Genomic DNA, 22,336 nt, shown 5'->3' with positions numbered 1-22,336 from the left:
TTTTAAGGCATATAAGTTTTAACAATGGAGAGGAGTTCTTCTTGTTTAAATGGTTTTTGAAGTAAACCTTCTGCCCCTACCTCATAAATTTTTTGCAAATCCTCATTGACTGATTTTGCGGTGATAATGTGAATTCTTATTCCCTTGTATTTAGAATTTGTTTTTATTATCCTGCATATTTCCCATCCATCGAGTCCTGGCATGGCAATGTCTAATAGAAGAAGACTAAAACGACCTGTTTGAAGTTTTTCAAGGGCTTCTTCTCCAGATCTGGAAGTGTCTACCTTATAACCTGCAGTTTCAAGACACCGTTTCATGAATTGAAGTATTTCAGGGTCATCATCAACACATAAGATTTCGTTGCCGAGTAAAGGTTGCTCTTCAGTAACATTTTTTATTGCATACCGAATAGCACTTAAAAGAACACTTTTCCGAAATTGTTTTGGTAAACGATGGATGACCTTTTCCGAAAATTGTTTATAAACGGAATCATTATTTGTAATAATTATTATAGGTATATGAGAAATTGCTGGGTTTTTTAATATTTCATTGACATGCTCTTTTCCTAAAGGTGTTTCTTCACAATCAATGATGAGACAATCGGGATTATATTTGAATACTAAAGAAAGAGCAAACGATGGGTATGAAGCATGTAATATATCTATATTCTCTTCAAGTAGCCATTGTCTTATTTGTGCACTTAGAGAACGGTCTTGAGTTACTAATTCTACTAATAAATGTGTTTCATCGGGTGTAATTTCTGAAACATATTTTCTGCTAACTTCACTTTTGGTACCATGAATAGGTAATCGGAACGAGAAAGTTGTTCCTTGTCCTAAGGTGCTTGACAGGATGATACGGCTACCATGTAAACGGATAATGTCTTGAGAGATTGAAAGTCCAATGCCTGTCCCTCCATATTTACGTGTTGTAGAGGAATCTACTTGATAGAATCGTGTGAAAATTTTGTCATGTGCTTCTGGAGGAATTCCTATCCCTGTATCTGTAACTGAGACCTCTACCTCATCTTCGATAATTTTTAATTTGACTTCGACAGTTCCATTATTATTATTAAATTTTACTGCATTGGAAAGAAGATTATTGAAGACTTGAAGAATTTTTCCTTTATCTCCGTCTACAAGGATAGGCTTTGTCTCGGCAGTTAATATTAGTTGAATTCCTCTTGGTTCCGCCATAGGACGGATATTTTGTAATCCAATTTCTGCAGATTCAACAATATCAAAAGTGCTAAATACGAGTTCTTCCTTACCCTTGTGGAGTTTTGAGAAATCGAGTAAATTCTCTATCAGGTTCACCAGTTTCTCTATATTCCTCATACTTATAGATAAATATTCTTTCTGTGTATCGGTGATAGGTCCTGTTTTCCCACTTAATATCATATCTGTGTAACCCATGATGGAGACTAATGGCGTCCGAAGTTCATGTGAGACATTAGACAATAGATTTGTTTTCATTTCATCAAGGGTTTTTAATTCTTCATTGGCTTTGTTTAGTTGCTGTTGGGCTTTCTTTACTTCATCCAGTGTTTTTTGTAGTCTTTCCATTAATCGTGCATTTCGTATTGCTACTGCTATATGGGGTGAAACTTCTTCTACAATTTCAACATCGTGGATAGTAAAGGCTTTTGGTATTTTAGAGCCTATAACAAGGATACCTATGATTTTATCTTCTGCAAAGAGAGGAGTGGCGATAAGGCTTATTATGTCTGTTGGAAATTCACTGGCAATTTTTTCATCTTCGGAACTAAGATAATCAATATGGAGTGTTTTCTTATTAATAAGGACTTTTTCAGCACAGTAAAATGAGGATTTTTGAGACTTTACCTGTGTGATAGGGAAAAGGGGTAGAATTTCGTAGGCAGTTGATTGCTCTTTGGATGATTCTGAACCTTCTGGGAGTAGTGCTACAATGGCATAGTCAATATTTGCTATTAATCGTTTAATCTCTTTGACAACATTTTCTAAAACTTTTCCAACTTCCAGATTAGAGTTAATGGTTTGTGCAATAAAATTGACAGCCTTTAATCGTTCTGCACGTTCCTGAACCTCTTTTTCTAACAGGACATTTTTTGTAATATCTCTGAATATTCCTTCAACACCAACAATATTATTATTGCTATCTTTTATCCATGTTGCTGAAATTTCAATGCAAAGAAGTTCCCCTTTAATAGGTTTTATCCATGTTCGATATTGAAATAGATACTGTTTTTCGTTTAATTCTGCACAGAGTTCTTTGAAGTCATTGGAGTTTAGAAATAATTTTTCCAAGTCTGTGCCGATGGAGTCCTCTGGTGAATCAAATCCTAAGATTTTTGCTCCTGCTGGGTTGATAAGAGTTAAAGTGCCGTCTTTGGTAGTTTGATATATACCATCTCGCATGGAATTTACTAAATTGCGGTAACGTTCTTCAGAGGCTTCTAATTCATAAATATTTTTGCGAAGTGCACTTGCCATCTGATTGAAAGACTTGGCTACTTCTTCTAATTCATCTCCTGTATCAATTTTTAATTTTAGTTCTAAATCTCCTCCTTGTATTAATTGTGCTCCTTCATTGATTAAACTAAGTGGTCTTAAAATATTTCGATGAACAATTCGATACCCAATGAGTGAGAAGAAAAGTATTATAAATCCTGCTATTGCTAAGGCTAAGATAGAACCAAAATGAATAAACCAAAAAATATCATATAGAGGTCTATAGGCACAGAAATAAAGTTCATACTCTGGGTATATCTTTTGGTATGCCATTACAATAGGGGCTACCTTCCCACGGCTTGAAAATCGTAATAATGTGATATACCCTTCTGTTTTATTGGAGGAACGTTTTAATCGTTGGACTAATCGATTATCAACAATCTCATAATTAATATCATTTTTCTTGTTCTCTTTATTGAAATCTTTATACAGGGCAATTCCATCATTTCCTCTTATATATATTATGGTGTTATATATATTTTCTGTTGAAAAGCCACCAGTTTCATTCGGTTGACTAAGTATGAAATCGATAATTTCTGTTGCTTGCTGAACTTCTAATAAGAAACCAACAATTTTGTTGTCTTCTTTTGTGTATATGGGAATGGCGACTGTAAGGGTATAATTTTCTGTTTTTGGTGGAGTAGATATAGATACAATATAAGGCCATCTTATTTTTTGATACCATTTATCTAATATAAAATCACCAGGATTAAACATCTGTGTTGAATAAAGGATATGTCCCTCTGTATCAAAAATAGCAAAAGCAATTGTTTTCCCTTGACTTATGTTCTGGATGTCAGATAGTTTTTCAGAAAGTTTGTTTTCAAGGGATTGTCTGATATCATGGGAAGATTGACAGAATTGTGAAAAAAGAGGGTCTGTTATAACTCTCGCTGAGAAATTTAACCTTGTTTCTAATGAGAGGCGAACCCCTTCTGTTGTTTTGCGGACAGCAGTTGTTAAATTTCGTTTTGTAGTAATCCACTGACCTTCTCGGGCAAAAACATAAGCAATAATTAACGTTAAGGTCATGGGAATTACGCCAACCCAAAATATCGCAGTGAAAAACTTTCGTTCAATACTTGTCTGATATTTTGGTGTTGATTCCATGAGCCCCTTGTCCGTTAGACAAAGAAAGTTATGTTTGTTTACTAAACTTGTGATTTATTAATTTTATTATTTGAATCAAATTATTTTTGGACAGGTCGCCCTTTAGTTACCAGCTCTTTTACCTTTTCGACAAGTTGGTCTACCTTAAAAGGTTTTGCTAAATACTCATCTGCTCCACAAGCAAATATCCGTTCAATGTCAGAATCTTTGGTTAAACAAGTAACCGCCATAATAGGAATAAATCGAGTCATGTCATTGCTTCTAAGGGCTCTGCATACTTCGAACCCGTTAATTTCAGGCATAAGGAAATCAAGAAGGATAAGGTCTGGTGATAGTTGTAAAGATTTTAAGCCTACTTCAGTTGCGTTCGTTACTTTAATAATTTCGTATTCATCTTTACCTAAAATATTTTCTATTAAGTTTATGGCATCGGGCTCATCATCAACAACCATAATTCTGTATTTCTTTGCATTTTTATCTCTTGGGAACATATCATATTTTTCTCTAAATTCGTCCAGGTCTTTTTCGAGGATTCTGTAGTGGCCTCCAGGAGTCCGTGATGCTTTAATCAGTCCTTGACGAATCCAGTTTTTAATACTGTGATGAGTTACATGACAAATTCGTGCTGCTTCAAAGGTTGTGTAGGCTTTTTGTTCTTTGTTCATTCTTGATTACCTCCTTGAATTTATAGTTTAGTAATTATTACAGATTTAACATTATTGGTTGGATTAGCATTTATTATATACAATTATAAACAAATATGTCAAGAATGGAAAATCGAAATATATTTTAATATCAAATTCATCTCATCGATAAGAAGTTTATCTGGAACCAGATTTATTTGGTATGGATATGAGTGATAGGTAGCTCGGAACAAAATAAACCAAAAACAAATAACTAAGATATAAGTTCCCAATAATATTCCAGATATTCTTTCAATAAAAAATATAAAATAGGTAATAAAGCGAATCCAAGTTGATTTACGAGTTTCAATATGTTTCTCGGTGTAATCTGAATGTCCATTTGTTTTGTGAGACTCTTTTTTCTTAAAGAACTTATTGATAAAAAAAACAGAGCTTGAAATTAGAGGTAAAGAAAGAAATGAATACCAGAGGAATGATATAAAAGAGTAGTTGTTGTGTATAAAATTTTCGAAATATGAAAAATAGAAAATTAATAAGAGGGTTAGAAATAACCATATTAGTATTGACAAGTAAAGTAATGAGGGGAATTGGTAAAAAGAAATTGATGGTTTTTCGAATCTTTTTAAGAGTGAAGAAATAAGTTTTAGAATTATAAAGAGGATTAGGATTTCTAAAAACCCAGAGACAACTAACCAGATTAATTTAATTCGATTATTTTTACTTTGTTCAAATTCTAATTTCCTTTTTTCCTCAAAGGTCTGAAACTCATTTAGCAAAGAAGATATATTATTAAGGTTTGTTAATTTATCATTTAATAACTCTGATTTCCACTGGTCTGAAACATTTTTATAAAGTTCAAGGACATCTTTTTTTATTTTTAGGGAAAGCATAGCAGTGAAAAATCTATACTCGGAATTAATATCCACAGCCGAACCTATTTTTTCTCCCATGAGGTATAATTCTTCAAGCCATGTTTTTTTGTGATGTGCTTTATTATGTTTTGATTCGGTATTTATTTTGTTGAGTATATCGCTGGAAAGTCGGTAAATAGGCGAAATGCAACGGTTAATACATTCTTCACGTCGCATATAAAATAAATAAGTGTTTGTGGGAAGTGTAGGATGCCAGAATGGTTTCGGATAAATAATAGGACGTTCACTTCTATTATTTTTAGCAATGATTGAAATGCCATGCTCGAAGATTGTTTCATCATTAACCAGTGGGTTTATAATGGTGGCAGATTCTAAATATTCGATTAGAGAATTACTGGGTGTGAATGCCTCAGCCTCTTTGAAGATTCTTTGTGCCTGTTCATACTTTCCTAATAAATAAAGTCGGCAACCGTAGTTTATTAAAAATGACACATTATAGGTACTGGATTGGTATATCTGGTCGTATAATTTAATAACTTCTTCGCCTTCTTCGATGGAGGCGAGAAACTCTAAATATTGTAAGTAGCGTGAGTCATTTTTTAGTTCAGAGTTTGTTGAATATTTTTGAGCAATGCTTCGTAATATTGGACGGGCTGATTCATTTTCAAGGGTTAATGCTATTCTATACTTTGTTTCGTCTAAATCTAACCTTAAATATCTATCCGAAAACCATAAACAAAAAGTTAATAATATGGTAGAGGCTATTATATATTTAAATGCTTTCTTTCTTCGGGTAAAAAAAATAACATCCACCGTCGAGTTGGTGTTAATCTCATTTGATGGGTCTATGTTTTCGGAGTTTTCCATAATAATTTTTTCTTAAGTATGACAAATTGAAAAAGATAATTATATTCTCTTTTTCTTCTCCATCATTAGTTGTCTTGCAATTCTTTTTCCTTCATCTACTCCTGGTTGATTAAAGGCATTGATGTTATATAGTTTTCCTGCCGTTGCTGTTGCTACCTCTAACATATATAATAACTGTGCTACTGTATATTCTGAAATTTTTTCTATTTCAATAACAATTACAGGCCTGTGGCTTATAGTAAGGGCATCTTTAGTTCCTTCAAATTCTGCTTCAATTAAGTCGTTCATGGTTTGACCTTGGATATAATCTAACTCTGGGATTTCTGAAAACATCTCGGGAACAGGTAGAGATGTATTAAAATCTTTCACCTTAATCATATTTATTATTTTATCATTTGGACCTTCCCGATAAAGTTGTATTTGAGAATGTTGGTCTGTTGCCCCTAATGCTTTTACAGGTGTTTGTCCATTAAAAATTTCGTTACCATTAAGGTCATCTTTTTTTCCTAAACTTTCTGCCCATAGCTGACAATACCAATCTGCGGTATCTTTCAATCGGTCGGAATAGGGCATCATAACAGAGATTTTTTTCCCTTTTGTTTTGTCTAATAAATAGTGAATGCCTGCAAATAAATAAGCAGGGTTCTGGTCTAATTGAGGGTTGGAACATACCTTATCTATGCTTGCACACCCTTCAGCAATTGCTTCAAGGTCAAAGCCTAACATTTCCGCAGGGAAAAGTCCTACTGGCGAGAAGACTGAGAATCTGCCCCCGACATTTAGCGGAATTTCAAATTGGGTAATCCCGTATTTTTCAGCGATGGGATGTAGAAGACTTTTTGGGGCATTTTCACTTTTTGGGCTTGTTGTAATAACGAGGTGTTCCTTTATTCTTTCAGGACCTAATGAGTCCTCCAGTTTTTTTAAAACGATAAGTAGCTGGCACATTGTTTCAGCAGTTTCACCTGATTTTGAGATAGCGTTATATAATGTTTTTTCAGGTGGGCATAATTGAAGTATTCTCTCAAATGTTGATGGGTCAATATTATCCATAACAAATAATCGGGGATAAGCTTTTCTTTGCTCTTTAGAAAGGAGATTATAATAAGGGCCGTTAATTGCTGTATTTAAAGCGGTAATCCCTAATGCGGAACCACCAATGCCAAGGATAACTAAATTTTCGATACCCTGATTTAAAAATTGCTTTGATACCTCTTTTATTTTTTCCCTTGTCTTTTTGTCTTTGTAAAGGTCGAAGAAGCCATATTTCTTAATTTCTCTTTCTTTTAGTATTTGTTTATGGCATTCCTCAATTTGATTTGAAAGTTGCTTAAATTCATTGGTTGTATAACCGTGGTCAGTGCCAATTTTATCGGCATGACATAAAGAGACATCAATTTTAATGTTTGGAATCATGAGAGTTTCTCCATCAGTATATTTAATTCTCCGGTGATAATGAAGATGGGAAGTAGTTTATCATAAGTAGACATAAAATTTCAGATACAAAACTTAAATAGAAAAATGCAAATATGGTGTAGTGTGAATTAAAAATTTTGGCTTTGTTTGATGTAGGATGATTATGGGAAAGATTTTGATGTGTTAAAAGAAGTATAATGATTGTAATTTTTAGTTCTCCATAAATAAAAGCCCTTTATAGGAATAAATCAAATGGATGTGAAAAAACTATTTTTTATTTCAATAATTTTACTAATTAATTCTGCATATCCGTCGGATTTAAAGGTTTCTTTATATCAACCTAATCATGAGGCAATATCCCAAGTTGAGCAAGGGAGCCTGAATTGGGCAAGTCCAGCATGGTGGGGATTCAATGAACAGGATGCTACTGAGTCGTTACAGTCGGCAATTAATTCCAACGCTGAAGAGGTTATTGTCCCTAATATGGGTGTGCCATGGATTGTTAGACCAATTACATTACGTTCAAACCAAAAGATCACTTTGATGTCGGGTGTAGTTATATTAGCAAAAAAAGGAGAATTTAAAGGGGGAGGAGATTCCTTATTTAGTGCTGATAATGTGGAAAATCTCACTATCTCAGGTTATGGTGCCACATTAAAAATGAATAAGAAGGATTATCAGGACAAGAAACAATATAAACCTGCGGAGTGGCGTATGACCCTGTCTATTTGTGGTTGTAAAAATGTTTTGGTAGAAGGTATTCGATGTGAAAGTAGTGGAGGAGATGGAATTTATATTGGTGCGACAAATAATCTGAATAGATGTGAAAATGTACTTATTCGTGATGTTGTTTGTTATGATAATCATCGTCAAGGGATTAGCGTTATTAGTGCTTCAAATTTAACGATAGAAAATTGTTTATTAATTGGAACTTCAGGAACAGCACCACAGGCAGGAATTGATTTTGAACCTAATCAAGAATCTGAACAACTAACAAATATTGTTATGAAGAATTGTATGATTAAGGAAAATAAAGGAGCGGGTATACTTATTTATTTGAAACAATTTGATAAAACGACTCTTCCAGTATCAATTACTGTTGAAAATTGTTTTATTCAAAATGACTTTGACCATGGTGTAGCTATTGGTGCGGTTACTAAAGATGGGCCCTTGGGAGATATTAAATTTAAAAACTGTTATATAGAAGGTTCTCAAAGAGGGGGAATTTGTGTTTTTGATAAATCTGCGGACGGGGTAAAGATATATTTTGATAATTGCGTATGTGTTAATACACCTCCGAAAAGTAATGGTTTTCCAATCAAGATAAACCAATGGAAAAAAACAATGGTTGCAAAACTTGGTGGGGTGTGTTTTAATGATTGTGTTGTGTATGATATTTATGAACGAAGTCCTATCGAAATAAATACCCTTTCAAAAGATTGCCAGATTTCTGATATTAGAGGAACTATTATTGTTAAAGGGAAAAGCCTACCTAAGGTCGAGAATAAAACAGGTTTTAGTGTAAATGAATTAGTGGTAGAAAAATGAATTAATGCGGATAATTTGTTGACAAAAAACATCAAGATTTTCTATTATTAGTTATAGAAATTTTTATGAATGAGAAATGTGTGTAATGATTACAAATCAATTTCAGAATATTTTTATTACCAAGAGATGCGGAAGAAGATGCTTCGGTTTTATTTTTTCAGTATTGATTTTTTCATTCTTTGTGAGTGCAGAACCGAATTCTAATCTACTTACAAATAAAGATGTAAAAGATGGCTCCTCTGTCGGAACGAAAGTATATAAAATTGACTTTAAGGAAGCATATGCTGACCGTTCACAGCAAAAGGGATTGTATCAGTTCCAGAAAAAAGATGGTACAGTCGTGTTTACAAATCGTCCACAAAAATACCGTTCTAAAAACGAATATAAAGAGGTATATTTTAAGAAGTCGCAACAATCGGGAGCGAAGTCTGGTAATAAAAGTATAAGTTCAAATCAAAAAACGGGAACTGACGATGGGGGATATGCAATTATTGTGCCGTTAGAACCTGTTCATGTAGCAAAAAAGTTTGAACATTTATATAAAGGGAAAACATATAATTTTGATACGATTCAGAATATTGTTAAAGAATGTAGTCAATATTATCAGGTAGATGAACGTTTAATCTGGGCTGTTATGGAAGTGGAAAGTGGGTTTAATCCCAATGCAGTTTCCACTGCGGGAGCATGTGGTTTGATGCAATTAATGCCTGCAACTGCAGTTGAAATGGGTGTTACTGATATATTTGACCCTGCACAAAATATTGCAGGTGGTGTTCAATATTTAAGTAGAATGTTAGATTTGTTTAATGGGAATATTGATTTGGCATTGGCAGGGTATAATTCTGGACCCGAAAACGTGAAAAAATATAAAGGTATTCCTCCTTTTGATGAGACGGTTAACTATGTAAAATTAGTAAAATCAAAGTTAGGACTGAGGGTTGATTCTAATTATTATGCAAGCAGGATAAGTGGGAAAATTACTGTGAGTCGGAGGATAAATACATTATCAGGAAGGAATACAATTAAGAAGTATATGGTTTACTTTAAAAGTGGTTTGCGTCAGCCAGCTGACGATGTAGTCGAACAAGCACCTTATTATTATATAAGTTATGGAAATAGAACTTACCCTGTTAGAACGGAGTTGGTTCAGAAAATTGAAAAAAATGGATAGAACAAGTATTATCCAATCAGAAGTTAATGAAATGATATGAAAAGTGATTGTTTTTCTTCATACGGTTTTTATTCTTCTCAACCTTCTCCTGTCAGCCAAATGATGTCTGAGTTTGCTAAAGATTTCCGACCCGATGTAGATATTAACCTTGGTGTTGGGTATGTTAATGAGGATACTATTCCCTATGATGAATTTGCAGAAATTGCGTCGGTGCTTGCAAAGAAAGACACAAGGCCTTCACACTTGTTAAATTATGGCGGTCCAGAAGGTTCTATTCAATTAATAGAAGCCATTAAATGGTTTTATCAAGAACTGTGGAAAAATAATAGGATGGAAGACATCCCTGATTTTGATGAGAGGCGTATAGTCATTGGGGTTAGTGGAGCAACAAGTATATTGACGGGTTTGGCTAATATATTGAGGAAAGGTATTGTCATCACGACTGATCCAGTCTACTATATATATACTTCGACATTAGAACGGTATGGGTTTGAAATTGCACCTGTTCAAGAAGAGGTAGAAGGTCCTGATATTCATATTCTAATAGAGGTGCTTGAAACACATTTAAAACAGGGAAACCATGTGTCTTTTTGTTATTTTGTAACTGTAAATAATCCAACTTGCACTGTGATTTCTAATCGAAGAAGAAGAGAAATTGTGGAAAGCATACAAAACTTATCAAGAAAATATAATGTGTATATACCTATTATTTTCGACCTTGCCTATGAATGGCTAATTCATAACCCTGAATTGGAAAAGCCTATTTCACCATCTATTTATGATAATGATGGGTCTGTCTATGAAATTGGTACTTTATCAAAAGTATTTGCTCCTTCACTCCGTGTGGGTTTTATCATAGGTCCGCAAAATAGTCTTTTGTTAAATGGATTAGTACAATGGAACAGCGACGTTGGATTTAGTGCTCCATTAGTAACACAGGAAATATCTGCACAATTGATAACAAAATATGGATTAAAACAATACAATAGTGTTAATGAGGGATATAAAGAAAAAGGGACATTATTTAAAAAACAGTTTATTGAGGAAATGGAAAATCACATAGCATCTATTTCCGGAGGCGATGCTGGTTTTTATCTTTACTTAACTTTTAGTGGTATAAATACGGAACGGGGTTCTTCGTTTTTCAATATGCTTTCCAGAAAAACAGGAGATAAAGATTGGGATTGGTATGATGGTGAAAATACTATGAAACCACGGGTAATTTATTTGCCCGGGGTATATTGTGTTCACCCTAAAGGTAATCTTGCTGAAAAAGGGAAGTACCAATTAAGAGTATCTTATGGATATGAAAATATAGATAATCTAATAAAATCTGTAGATATATTTTCTCAGGCAGTAAAATTGTGTATGAGATTTTGAAACTATATTTGACATTTTAATAAAAATATGGTATAACTTACATATGTTAAAAATATAAGAAAGAAAATTAAAAAACATAAATTAAAGGAGATTTAGTTATGAGAAAGAGTTTAGTTCTAATTATCACCTTGCTGTTATCAGCGAATGCATTAGCAGGGGTTGTAACCTTTAACGATTCAAATTTGTTGGAGGCTGTGAAAGCACAGTATGAGGCTCAAGTTGGAGTACCTTTAAGTGATCCACCTACCTCAGAGGAATTGTCAAATTCAGAATTTACTTCGTTGGATGCGTCATACTTAAATATTCAATATTTGACGGGCTTGGAGGCTTGTACAGCATTGGAAGCATTAAACCTTATTGGTAATCAAATAACCGATTTGTCGCCACTTGGAGATACTACTTATGGAGGTTTAACAAATCTTTCAGTTTTAATGTTGGGTAAGAATCAAATTACCGATATAAGTCCTTTATCTAATTTAGCAGGTAATCTAAATGTGTTAGATATAGGATATAACCAGATTAGCGATATATCCACTCTTTCAACATTTACAAATTTGATAGGCTTAAATTTAGGTTTCGGTGTGTTTGTTGGATTGTATCCAGAAGGAGTAGATTTTTTTGCTACTGGTGTAAATGATTTAGATGATGCTGACTTAAATGTTTTAACTAATTTAACAAATCTTGGTATGCTTAGTATAGGTGGTTTAGAAAATGTGACTTCAATCGCTTTCCTGAATTCATTATCGAATTTAACTCAGTTATATTTAGGTAATAATCCGATTTCTGATTGGACTCCATTAGGAGCAGTTGACCAGAACTTAAATGTATTTGCGGAATTTAATTGCGGTCTTACGCAATCTGCAGTGGATAATTATGTCGTTAATATGACTAATATTACCTTTATAGATGAGGATAATCTGGGCATATTAGCAATAATAGAAGTAGGCACAGGTTCAGATATAAATGATATTTCTGGACTATCTGGATTAAATCCTTTAATGGCATTTTTACTTGGAATAGAGATTGATGATATTAGTGTAGTAAGCAATTGGACGAACCTTTCTATATTTGTATGTGCTTTTACTGGTATTCAGAGTCTTGATGCTTTGATTAATTTGCCAAATCTAACAAGTGTATCCGTCCCTGGAAATAATATTGGTCCTAACATGTTCACTCAGCCGATAAGTACACCTTTCAGCAATCTTACAGAATTAAGTGTGAGTGAAAATGATTTAGAAGATTTGAGTGGTGTAGAGTATATGCCGAACTTGGAAAATTTGACTGCGGAAGGTAATCAAATTGATAATATATGGGTGATGGATCTGGATGGGGCACCAAAGACAACACTAGAAGAATTGAACCTTGGTAATAATCAGATTCAGGATATTAATCCACTTTTAAATTATACTGCTCTGAATGAAGTAAATCTTTCTGATAACCAGATAGAGAATTTTGGATATTTAGTTGATAATGTTGGCATTGGGCCGGGTGATAATATTGATATAAGTTACAATCCTGTTCCGCCTGCGTATTGTGGAATCGTGGACCAGTTAGGGTGGAAGGTTTTACCTGGTGGTTCTCTTAATCGTGCGGGAGTATGCGAGGCAAGTATTGAGGTGGAAATTGTAGGAGAAGGTATCACTAATCCGCCAGTAGGGATAACTCCTATTGCATATAATTCTTCATTTGCTATAAGAGCATATCCTCAAAGCGGAAGTAATTATGCGTTTAAGCAATGGGAGAGATATGATGATGGTTTGGGTGATTATGTGTTATTAACTGAGAATCCATCGTATGGGTTCTCAAATATTACGGAAAATATTAAAGTTAGAGCAGTATTTGTAGATATTGAATCTACTTATACTATTACATTTAATTTAACAGGAAATGGTGCGGTAGATGAGTTCCCGCAGGGATTAGGGGTGTATAGATACATTGCGGGGAGACAGGTGAATTTGTATGCATTAAGTGGTCCTGGGGCATATTTTGCTGGATGGACTGGTGATGTTAGTTCGTCAGGAACACAACTATTTGCAAATATACTAATGGATGGAGATAAAACTGTTGGAGCAGTATTTGAAGAGACTGGTTACACATTAACGACTGGGGTGCTACCTGATAGTCTTTCAGGTGGTGTCTTTCCATTTCCAGGAACATATTATTATGCAGAACAAGCAGAAGTTACCTTATATGCATGGGGTAATATAGGAAATAAGTTTGACCATTGGGAAGATGAAAATGGTAGTCAGGTAGCCACAGTTAATCCTGTTACTATTACTATGGATTCAGACAAAGTATTTATTGCTGTATTTGTTCCGATAGTGACATACAAATTAACAATAAATACGAATCCATTTGAGGGTGGAAATACGAATCCACCAGTAGGTGAGCATTGGTATGAGGAGAATAGTACCGTATATGTTTTTGCAAATCCGAATCCGGGTTGGTTCTTTACTCAATGGACTGGTGATATTGGTGGAGCCAATCCATTTGATAATTTTATAGAAATTCAAATGGATGGTAATAAAGAAATCACAGCTAATTTTGAAGAGGCTGATTTCACACTTGAACTTTATATAGATGGAGCTGATAAGGGAGAGATTACTCCAGCACCCGGAATATATTATTATAAGATTGGGCAGTGGATATTCCTTAATGCTACAAATTATCAACCGAATGCATTTTTAGGTTGGTATGACTACGATACAAACGACCTTATATCAACCAGTTGGTTCTATGCTTTCGAGGTAGAAGAAGGCATGACTTTAAGTAAAATTGTGGGTAAGTTTGGAGTGGCACAATACTTGGTCACCATGTTAGAAGTACAGGGGAATGGAACTACTGAACCTTCTTCACCTGGCACATATGGTTATGTTGATGGACAATGGTGTACGCTCATTGCACACCCCGACCCCGGTTGGAGATTTAAATACTGGGTAGATGAAAATGAATTTGTTGTTGATATAATGAACCCATTTCCTGTTGAGTTTAATCCTGAACAGTCAAATTATACATATCGTGCAGTCTTTGAAGAGTGTGATTGGAATGTGAATTATGCAATAGCAGGAACTGGAACTGGAACAGGCACTATCATTCCAGGACCCGGTTCACAATGTTATAAAGATAACGAACAAGTGTACTTACAAGCCATAACTGATGAAGAAAATTATTTTGGTGGATGGCAGATATTAAAGAATCCGGGACCAAATCAAGAAGAGACATGGGAATATTGGGTAAATGCATGGTTAACAGTTAATGATAATTACGATGTAATAGGTTGGTTTGAAGATACAGGTTATTCCTTACAATTAGAAAGTGGACCGAATGGTAGTATTTATCCTTATGCTGGAATTTACTACTTAGCGGATGGTTTCCCAGTAACTGTGTATGCAAGTCCAAATCCCGGATATGCATTTGTTGGATGGTTTGACGAAAGTGACAATTTAGTAACGATAGAAAATCCTTATGAATTTCTATTAAACTCTAATACTGTTCTTAGGGCTCGGTTTGAACAAATTGTTTATAAGTCATTAACTATAAATGTTGAATCAGGACAAGGAACAACTGTTCCATCACCAGGACAGGTTCTTTTATATGAAGTGGGGACGTTAGTACAATTAACTGCGATTCCAAATGAAGGTTGGATGTTTGATACATGGACAGGTGACCTTGAGGGTGTAGGTAATCCAAATCAGCCTTCGATTCAGGTCCTTATGGATAGAGATAGAATAATAGGAGTACAGTTTAAGGAAATACCAGAAGGTGTTGTAGAAGGAGAAGGTGCAGTTGAGGGCACACCTGAAGGTGTTGTAGAAGGAGAAGGTGCGATAGAAGGCACTCCTGAGGGAGTAGTGGAAGGTGAAGGAGAAGGTGCGATAGAAGGCACTCCTGAGGGAGTAGTGGAAGGTGAAGGAGAAGGTGCGGTACCACCTCCACATAGTGCAGACCAAAATGGAGATGGGGAAATTGCTCTCGGCGAGTTGTTAAGAGTAATACAATTCTTCAACTTCGGTGAATATCATTGCGATCCACAAGGCGAAGATGGTTACGCACCTGGACCGGGGGAAGATTATTCCTGTACGCCTCATGCGTCAGACTATAACCCACAAGATTGGACGATTAGATTGGATGAGCTGCTGAGGTTAATCCAGTTCTTCAATCTGAATGGTTATTATCCTTGTGAAGGCGGTGAAGATGGATTCTGTCCCGGACAACAGCCGTAATTTGTGCTTTTGAATAGATAACATAGTGGGCTGATTTTTTTCAGCCCACTATTTGAAAAAATAATAAAAAATATTGTATTTTTTAATTATTTGATGGTATAATTTATATATGATAATAAAAAAGTTATATAACATGGTAAAACATAAAGAAAGTTAAGTGCATGATAATCGAAGGTGTGGAGATTAAATTATTTTAGAAATTATATTAGTTGTTAGTTATAATAAGAAACTTTATAAGGAGACAGAAAAATGTCAAAAAAATCAATTACAGGAATTATAGTAGTAATATGCTTGTTCACAATGCAGTCATTTGGTGTGGTATATGTGAACAAAGCGAGTACAGACCCAAGCCCGGATGGTAGTTCGTGGGCTAAGGCATTCCGGACAATCCAGGAGGGGATCGATGCGGCGGCATCGCAAGCATCTCCGGGGAATCCTGTGGAAGTCTGGGTAGCACAGGGCAATTATGATGAACTAAGAACAGAAAGTTGGGGTGCACCTTCTGCGGTGGAAGGCTCATTGGTAATGAAGGATGATGTCCACCTTTACGGGGGATTCAAAGGAACTGAGACTTCGATAAACCAGAGAAGACCTGCAAGATATATAACTACAATAGATGGAAGAACTTCTCGTGGTGGAACAAATGCATACCATGTAATAGTGATAGGAAAAGCAGATGGTCCAAATGTGGATGTAGTGATTGATGGTTTCCATATTCGTGGTGGTCGTGCAACAGGTGTGGCAGGTGATTATCATACCTGGCGTGGTGCAGGTATATATAACTGGTTATCATCACCAGTAATTGCTAATTGTGTTTTTTATGACAATGTTGCAGGAACTGCGGGTGGTGCTATTGCAAATTTATCAGGAACGATTGGTTCAAATAATTATAAAGCAAATGCATTAATTCATGATTGCGTTTTCCGTGGTAATACCTGCAATGAGGCTGTTGACACGGGCGTTTCCCCGATTCGTGGCGGTGCTGGTGTATTTAACAATGGTATCGATTCATCTAATAGTGAAATTGGTAATGAAACAAAGATAGTGAACTGTACCTTCTATAATAATACTTCTGCCAATTTAAGTGGAAGTCAATTATACAATGCCAATACCATCATGAATAGTGGTTGTGGAGTTAATTTCCCAAGGATTTACAATAACATTCTTTGGAATCCGACTGCTCCTGCCAATCCGCATATCCGGTCTTTTAGACCTGGTTTGGGTTTTGTATATTCAGCGGATGTGCAATATTGCGATGTGCAAAGTGGTTATGGTGGAGGTGGAGTAGGAAATATCAATTTAGACCCATTGTTCCGCAATCCAGGGAATAATGATTTGCGTTTAAGTTTTTCACCAATGTCTCCTTGCATTAATGCTGGTTCCAATGCGTTAGTAGACCCGCCAACTGGTCCCACACGGTTGGATATCCGTAGTTACTATCGTGTAGAAGGTGGTACGGTAGATATGGGCGCCTATGAAAATGTGATGTTCTCAGGTAATATGCCTGTGGATTTCTCAGGCACACCCACAGAGATTCTGGCAGGGCAATCTGTCCAGTTTACGGATTTGTCGGAGACCTATGGCTTATGGCCCGAGACAACCTGGTCTTGGAATTTTGGCGATAGTGGGACGAGTAATCAACAGAATCCGAGTCATCAATACAATACTGCGGGTAGATACACTGTGTCATTGACAGTCACTACGGCGGAAGGGAATGGTAGTAATACGAAGACCGATTACATCATTGTGCATACCCCGCCAGTAGCTCAATTTTCAGGCACTCCGTTGCAGGGACAGTATCCGTTGACTGTTCAGTTTACAGATGAATCAATAGCAGATGAGTTGCCTGGGAATACAACACAAATAACCGATTGGTATTGGGATTTTAATGGAGATAGTTCATGGGATGCCCATTATACGACACCGACAAATCCACAATGGACATATAACGTTGTTGGTATTTATACAGTTAGTTTGAGGGTGGTATCCCAGTATGGTGAAGATACGGAAACCAAAACGAACTATGTTGATGTTTGGCCCAATCCGTTGGCTGTTAGTAACATAGTGATACAAGAATTTGATCCACCGAGGGATAATCCATTTAATGAAGATGACTTCAGTTCGCCGACGGCTTTGAATCTGAGCGATGGATATATTGGATTTGGTCGTTCGTTCCGTATGACAGTTACTGCCAGTGGTGGATATGGACCCCCGTATCAATATCAGTGGCAAATCTTCAAGGGTGGTTCTTGGGTTCCTGTTGCTGATGGGAGTTATACAAGGTTTGTAAATGGTTCGGATGGCGTAAACAATACTCAAGTTACAACGATAATTTCTGGAGCAACTACAAATCAATTGACGGTGGAATATGCTATCCCCGGTCAGGAAGATGGACAGTATCGCTGTGTTGTGACTGACCCGAATGATACACCTCCTCCACCTAATCAAGTTACTTCTAACACAAAAACAATTACCATTAATCCTAATATGATAAGAACAATAGTAGATTTATCTCCAGAGGTTAAAAAGTATATTGGAGAAAATGCCATTTATAGTTTCAAGTTTATAGGTGGTCCTGGAACGAATTATATATATCAGTGGTATGCTGATAGGGGTAGCGGTTTAGAAACGGTAGGTAGTGGAGGTAATCCAGTAACTTTCTTCAACTTAGATATGACTATGCGTGGTAATTATTACGGAACAGCAGTGAATATTTCTGGTGGTGGCCAAACTGCGTTCTGTGGTCCGAGTACTTTGGATGTTCAGCCAGTGGTTAGTGTTTCTGCTCAACCGCAGAACATACACAGGAATACTGGTGGGACTGCTTCGTTTACTGCGACATTTGCGGGAGGCTATCCGCCATATACTTATGAATGGTTCTGGAATAGTACTCCGATTACTGATGGACCGCATCCGTCTGGTTCTGGCTCGACGGTGGCAATAACCAATAATGGTGCAACAACTACATTGACCATCACTAATGTCCAACTTGCAGATGTTGGCAATTACAAAGCAAGGGCGACTGACTCTGAGAACCGTGGGGCACCCTCAACAGAAGATACTAACGAGGCAGTACTTACTGTAACAAATCCATTTGTAGTTACTGACCCAGCGCCGAGTCCAACCACTTTGTATGAAGGTAATATATATGTAATTGCAATCACAGTGTCTGGAGGAACTCCGCCGTATACTTATATATGGCAGAGAGATACAGGAAGTGGATATCAGACATTGAATAATGGTGATTTAGGTGGAAGGGTGTCTATAAATCACGGTGTGGATAATTCTGTATTAGTTTTGACTGATGTTGTTGTAGGTGATACGGGTTCATACCGTTGTGTTGGTGTTGATAGTGGACCTGACCCAGATGCCTATCCTGCAAATGCGGGCGTATTGAATGTATATGCGAACCTTGCAGTTAGTACGGAGCATCCTGCAGATATAACCGAGAATGTTGGTAATCAAGCACAATTTACAGTCCAAACCAATGGCGGAATACCGCAATTAAATTATGAATGGCAATATGCGACAGATGAAAGTGGACCGTGGACGACATTGTCTAACGGACCGCATCCGTTGCATGCCAGTTCGATTGTCTCTGGGGCAGATGGTCCAACGCTTGGAATTCAAATAGCGGAAGGCGCTCACTTATCTGCATTGCAAAATTCATACTATCGTTGTGTTGTAACTGATAGTGGGACACCGCAGAGTGGCACCTCTCGTGTGGCTAAACTCTCCATAACGAACTTTATCAATGTCCAGGGACCTGCAGATGTACGAGCATACACAGGAGAATCGCCAGTTCAGTTAGTTGTAAATGTCAGTGGTGGTCTACCACCGTTCTATTATGAGTGGTTCAAGGGCACAGAAAGTATATTAGGTCCTGTGGAAGGACAAAATGTGCTTGATTTAGGTTCAGCAGATGAAACAGATGCAGGTGATTACTATGTAATTGTAAGTGATTCCAGTGGCGGATTAAATCCAAATGTAACATCGAGAGTAGCAAATGTGAAAGTTGCAGACCCGCCACAAATAATTACACATCCACAAAGCCTGAATCTGTATGCTGGACAAGATGCAGTGTTCCAGGTAGAAGTAGTCGGTGGGTTTGAGCCATACAATTACGATTGGTGGCAGGTTGGTGTTGGTTCGTTAGGAGTTAATAATGCTACATTAGTAATACAGGATGTTGATGAGACTTATGATGGCACGCAGTTTATAGTTTATGTGTCCGACCAGCCGTCAACAGTGAGTGGTTTGAATACTGTATTGACATCTGACCCAGCCTTATTGCGTGTAGCCAGTAGCGAAGTTGTATTTACTAAACAACCTCAAGACGCATCCTTATATATTGATGACCCATTCTTTGTGATGTCGGCAGATTTTGTTGGAGGCTTACCACCTGTTTATTACGAGTGGAAGCGCGATTTGCCTGGTGGAGGTACCGAGGTAGTTGCTGTTAATACATTAGAAATAGAAGTAAATACAGCATCCTTAACTGTAGGTACCTATGAATATTATCTTGAAGTAACCGATGATGTCCCGACAGTATATCAATCGCGACATGCCATAATAGAGGTTGGCGAACATTTACAATTGGGACAAGACCTATTAGAAGAATACAATGCAACAGTAGGTGACCGTGTCGAAATGGTTGTTGAGGTAACAGGCGGTTTAGGTGATAAGACCTATACATGGTATCGAGATGATGGAAATAAGACATTTGAAGTGATAACAGGTGCGATAGGCCCTGTTTTAGTAATTGACCCAGTAGAGATGGAGGATGCAGGTGAGTATTATGTGACTATTCAAGACGCTGGAAGTACTGTAACAGGAATGAATGATTTAGTTATATCACGTACCGCAACCTTGAATGTCGAGAAAGGTGTACCTGCAAGTACAAATGCTGGATTAGTGATAGTGGTTGTTATCTCCTCTATTGTTGGAGTAATGACAATTATCCGTAGAAAAGCATTTTTACGCAAGTAAGAATATCATAGCCGTATAGAAAAATAACGGGCTATCGAATCTTTTCGATAGCCCGTTTCGGTTTAAAGTCATTGTAAAAATATCAAATAAATCTGATAGAATTTACTAAAAATTATGTGATTTATCTTCTTTCTTTCATAAGGGTAAGTAATGATAAATTATACTTTTCCGCAGGGACGAATGTTCGCTTTTAAATCTTTATCATACCGAAGTGCGATACCTTTAAGCCGTTCTACTATTTTAGGATATTCATTTGCAAGATTCGTTTTTTCTGAAATATCATTTTCCAAATCATATAAAGATAATTCAATCTTTTCTTCTTTATATTTTTCCCGTTTTCTATCATTCCCTGGGAAATCAAGTTCCTGGTATTTGTGAGGGAGATGAAGTTTCCATTTTCCTTGACGGATGGCTTGTAGTTCATTATGGAGATAATATAAGAAGAAAGGATGGGGAGAATTCATATCTGGTTTTATAAACAAATTCCAAGTATTCTTCCCGTCACGAAAATCAGTTTTAGGATAGTCTGCATTTGCAAGTTTGGCAAATGTAGGATAGAAATCAAACGTAGCACTTACTTCACTGCAAATTTTTCCTGAAGGGATAAATTGAGGTGACCATGCAATACAAGGAACACGCATTCCTCCTTCAAAAGTAGTCGCTTTACCACAGCGTAACGGGCCTGCACTTCCTGCATGATTTCCATAAATTAACCATGGTCCATTATCTGATGTAAATACAACCAGTGTATTATCAGAGAGTCCTGTCTCTTTAAGTGTATTTATTATTTCACCCACAGACCAGTCAATTTCCAGAACTGTATCACCATATAATCCAGCCCCTGATTTCCCTTCAAATTTCTTTGATACATAAATAGGCACATGCATCATTGTATGAGGTAGATATAAGAAAAATTTGTTATCTTTATTCCTCTTAATAAAATTAACGGCTCGCTCCGTATATTCGGTAGTTAATTTTGATTGGTCTGGGTTTTCTTCAATTACTTTTAAGTTTTCTATTAAGGGTAATGGAGGGGCATTGGGTTCATTCTCATCTGGACCCATATCATTAGAATAGGGGATACCATAATATTCATCAAAGCCATGATTCGGTGGGAGGAATGGTTGTAAATGTCCTAAATGCCACTTCCCATAACAAGCAGTATTATACCCAGCACCTTTTAATGCTTCTGCTAAGGTTACTTCATTGGGATTAATTCCAGTCCGTTCTCTATTCCCCAGAACACGAGGCAAACCAACTCTCTGAGCATAGCATCCTGTCATTACAGAAGCACGCGTCGGAGTGCATACAGGAGCACAGGCATAAAAATCCGTAAAACGAACCCCTTCCTTCGCCATCTGGTCAAGGTTCGGTGTTGTATATTGAGTATTTCCATAACAACTGAGGTCACCATAGCCCATATCGTCCATCAGAATTAGGATGAAGTTCTGTGGCACTTTAGGCTTTGAGGCTTTTTTTATTTTGCCCTGCTTCGTTTGTGAAGCATAAACAGTAGGGCAGGTTAGTAAACCTAACACTGCCCTTTTTAAAAAATCTCTACGCTCCATCTCTATACCTGTAATTTGTTAAATTTAATTTTATTTACTATGTTATTATATGCGGA

The 22,336-nt window shown here is 36.4% G+C and carries 9 protein-coding genes and 1 pseudogene; 5 read left to right on the top strand and 5 right to left on the bottom strand.

Annotation, left to right across the window (positions count from 1 at the left end):
- Positions 1 to 2: 2 nt before the first annotated feature.
- The 4 genes from PLJ10_08215 to PLJ10_08200 all read right to left on the bottom strand — a co-directional run bounded on the left by PLJ10_08215 (position 3) and on the right by PLJ10_08200 (position 7,401).
- On the bottom strand, positions 3 to 3,602 hold the full coding sequence (locus PLJ10_08215) for a response regulator (protein ID HOK09631.1): 3,600 nt from the start codon (positions 3,600 to 3,602) through the stop codon (positions 3 to 5).
- Positions 3,603 to 3,682: 80 nt separating this feature from the next.
- Entirely contained in the window at positions 3,683 to 4,267 is a 585-nt protein-coding gene (locus tag PLJ10_08210) for a response regulator (protein ID HOK09630.1), read from the bottom strand.
- A gap of 98 nt (positions 4,268 to 4,365) precedes the next feature.
- Positions 4,366 to 5,985: a hypothetical protein gene (locus PLJ10_08205; GenBank protein HOK09629.1), complete on the bottom strand. Its 1,620-nt coding sequence runs from the start codon at positions 5,983 to 5,985 to the stop codon at positions 4,366 to 4,368.
- Positions 5,986 to 6,024: 39 nt separating this feature from the next.
- Entirely contained in the window at positions 6,025 to 7,401 is a 1,377-nt protein-coding gene (locus PLJ10_08200; protein ID HOK09628.1) for a glucose-6-phosphate isomerase, read from the bottom strand.
- Between the two features lie 252 nt (positions 7,402 to 7,653).
- Here PLJ10_08200 and PLJ10_08195 point away from each other — a divergent pair, with 252 nt between their 5' ends.
- The 5 genes and pseudogenes from PLJ10_08195 (at position 7,654) to PLJ10_08175 (ending at position 20,712) form a co-directional block, all read left to right on the top strand.
- Entirely contained in the window at positions 7,654 to 8,949 is a 1,296-nt protein-coding gene (locus PLJ10_08195) for a right-handed parallel beta-helix repeat-containing protein (GenBank protein HOK09627.1), read from the top strand.
- 577 nt (positions 8,950 to 9,526) lie between these two features.
- A pseudogene (locus PLJ10_08190) lies at positions 9,527 to 9,859 on the top strand (lytic transglycosylase domain-containing protein).
- Positions 9,860 to 10,156: 297 nt separating this feature from the next.
- Positions 10,157 to 11,500, top strand: a complete 1,344-nt coding sequence (locus tag PLJ10_08185) for a pyridoxal phosphate-dependent aminotransferase (GenBank protein HOK09626.1) — start codon at positions 10,157 to 10,159, stop codon at positions 11,498 to 11,500.
- Between the two features lie 98 nt (positions 11,501 to 11,598).
- Positions 11,599 to 15,723, top strand: coding sequence for a hypothetical protein (locus tag PLJ10_08180; GenBank protein HOK09625.1), 4,125 nt, complete (start codon positions 11,599 to 11,601; stop codon positions 15,721 to 15,723).
- Between the two features lie 249 nt (positions 15,724 to 15,972).
- The gene (locus PLJ10_08175) at positions 15,973 to 20,712 is read left to right on the top strand and encodes an immunoglobulin domain-containing protein (GenBank protein ID HOK09624.1); all 4,740 of its coding nucleotides are present in this window, start codon (positions 15,973 to 15,975) and stop codon (positions 20,710 to 20,712) included.
- Between the two features lie 158 nt (positions 20,713 to 20,870).
- Here PLJ10_08175 and PLJ10_08170 read toward each other — a convergent pair whose 3' ends face one another.
- The gene (locus PLJ10_08170; GenBank protein ID HOK09623.1) at positions 20,871 to 22,280 is read right to left on the bottom strand and encodes a sulfatase; all 1,410 of its coding nucleotides are present in this window, start codon (positions 22,278 to 22,280) and stop codon (positions 20,871 to 20,873) included.
- Positions 22,281 to 22,336: the final 56 nt, after the last annotated feature.

This window comes from Candidatus Hydrogenedens sp. (genome assembly GCA_035361075.1).
Classification (GTDB): Bacteria; Hydrogenedentota; Hydrogenedentia; order Hydrogenedentales; family Hydrogenedentaceae; genus Hydrogenedens.
This window is presented reverse-complemented; position numbering and strand designations above follow the sequence as displayed.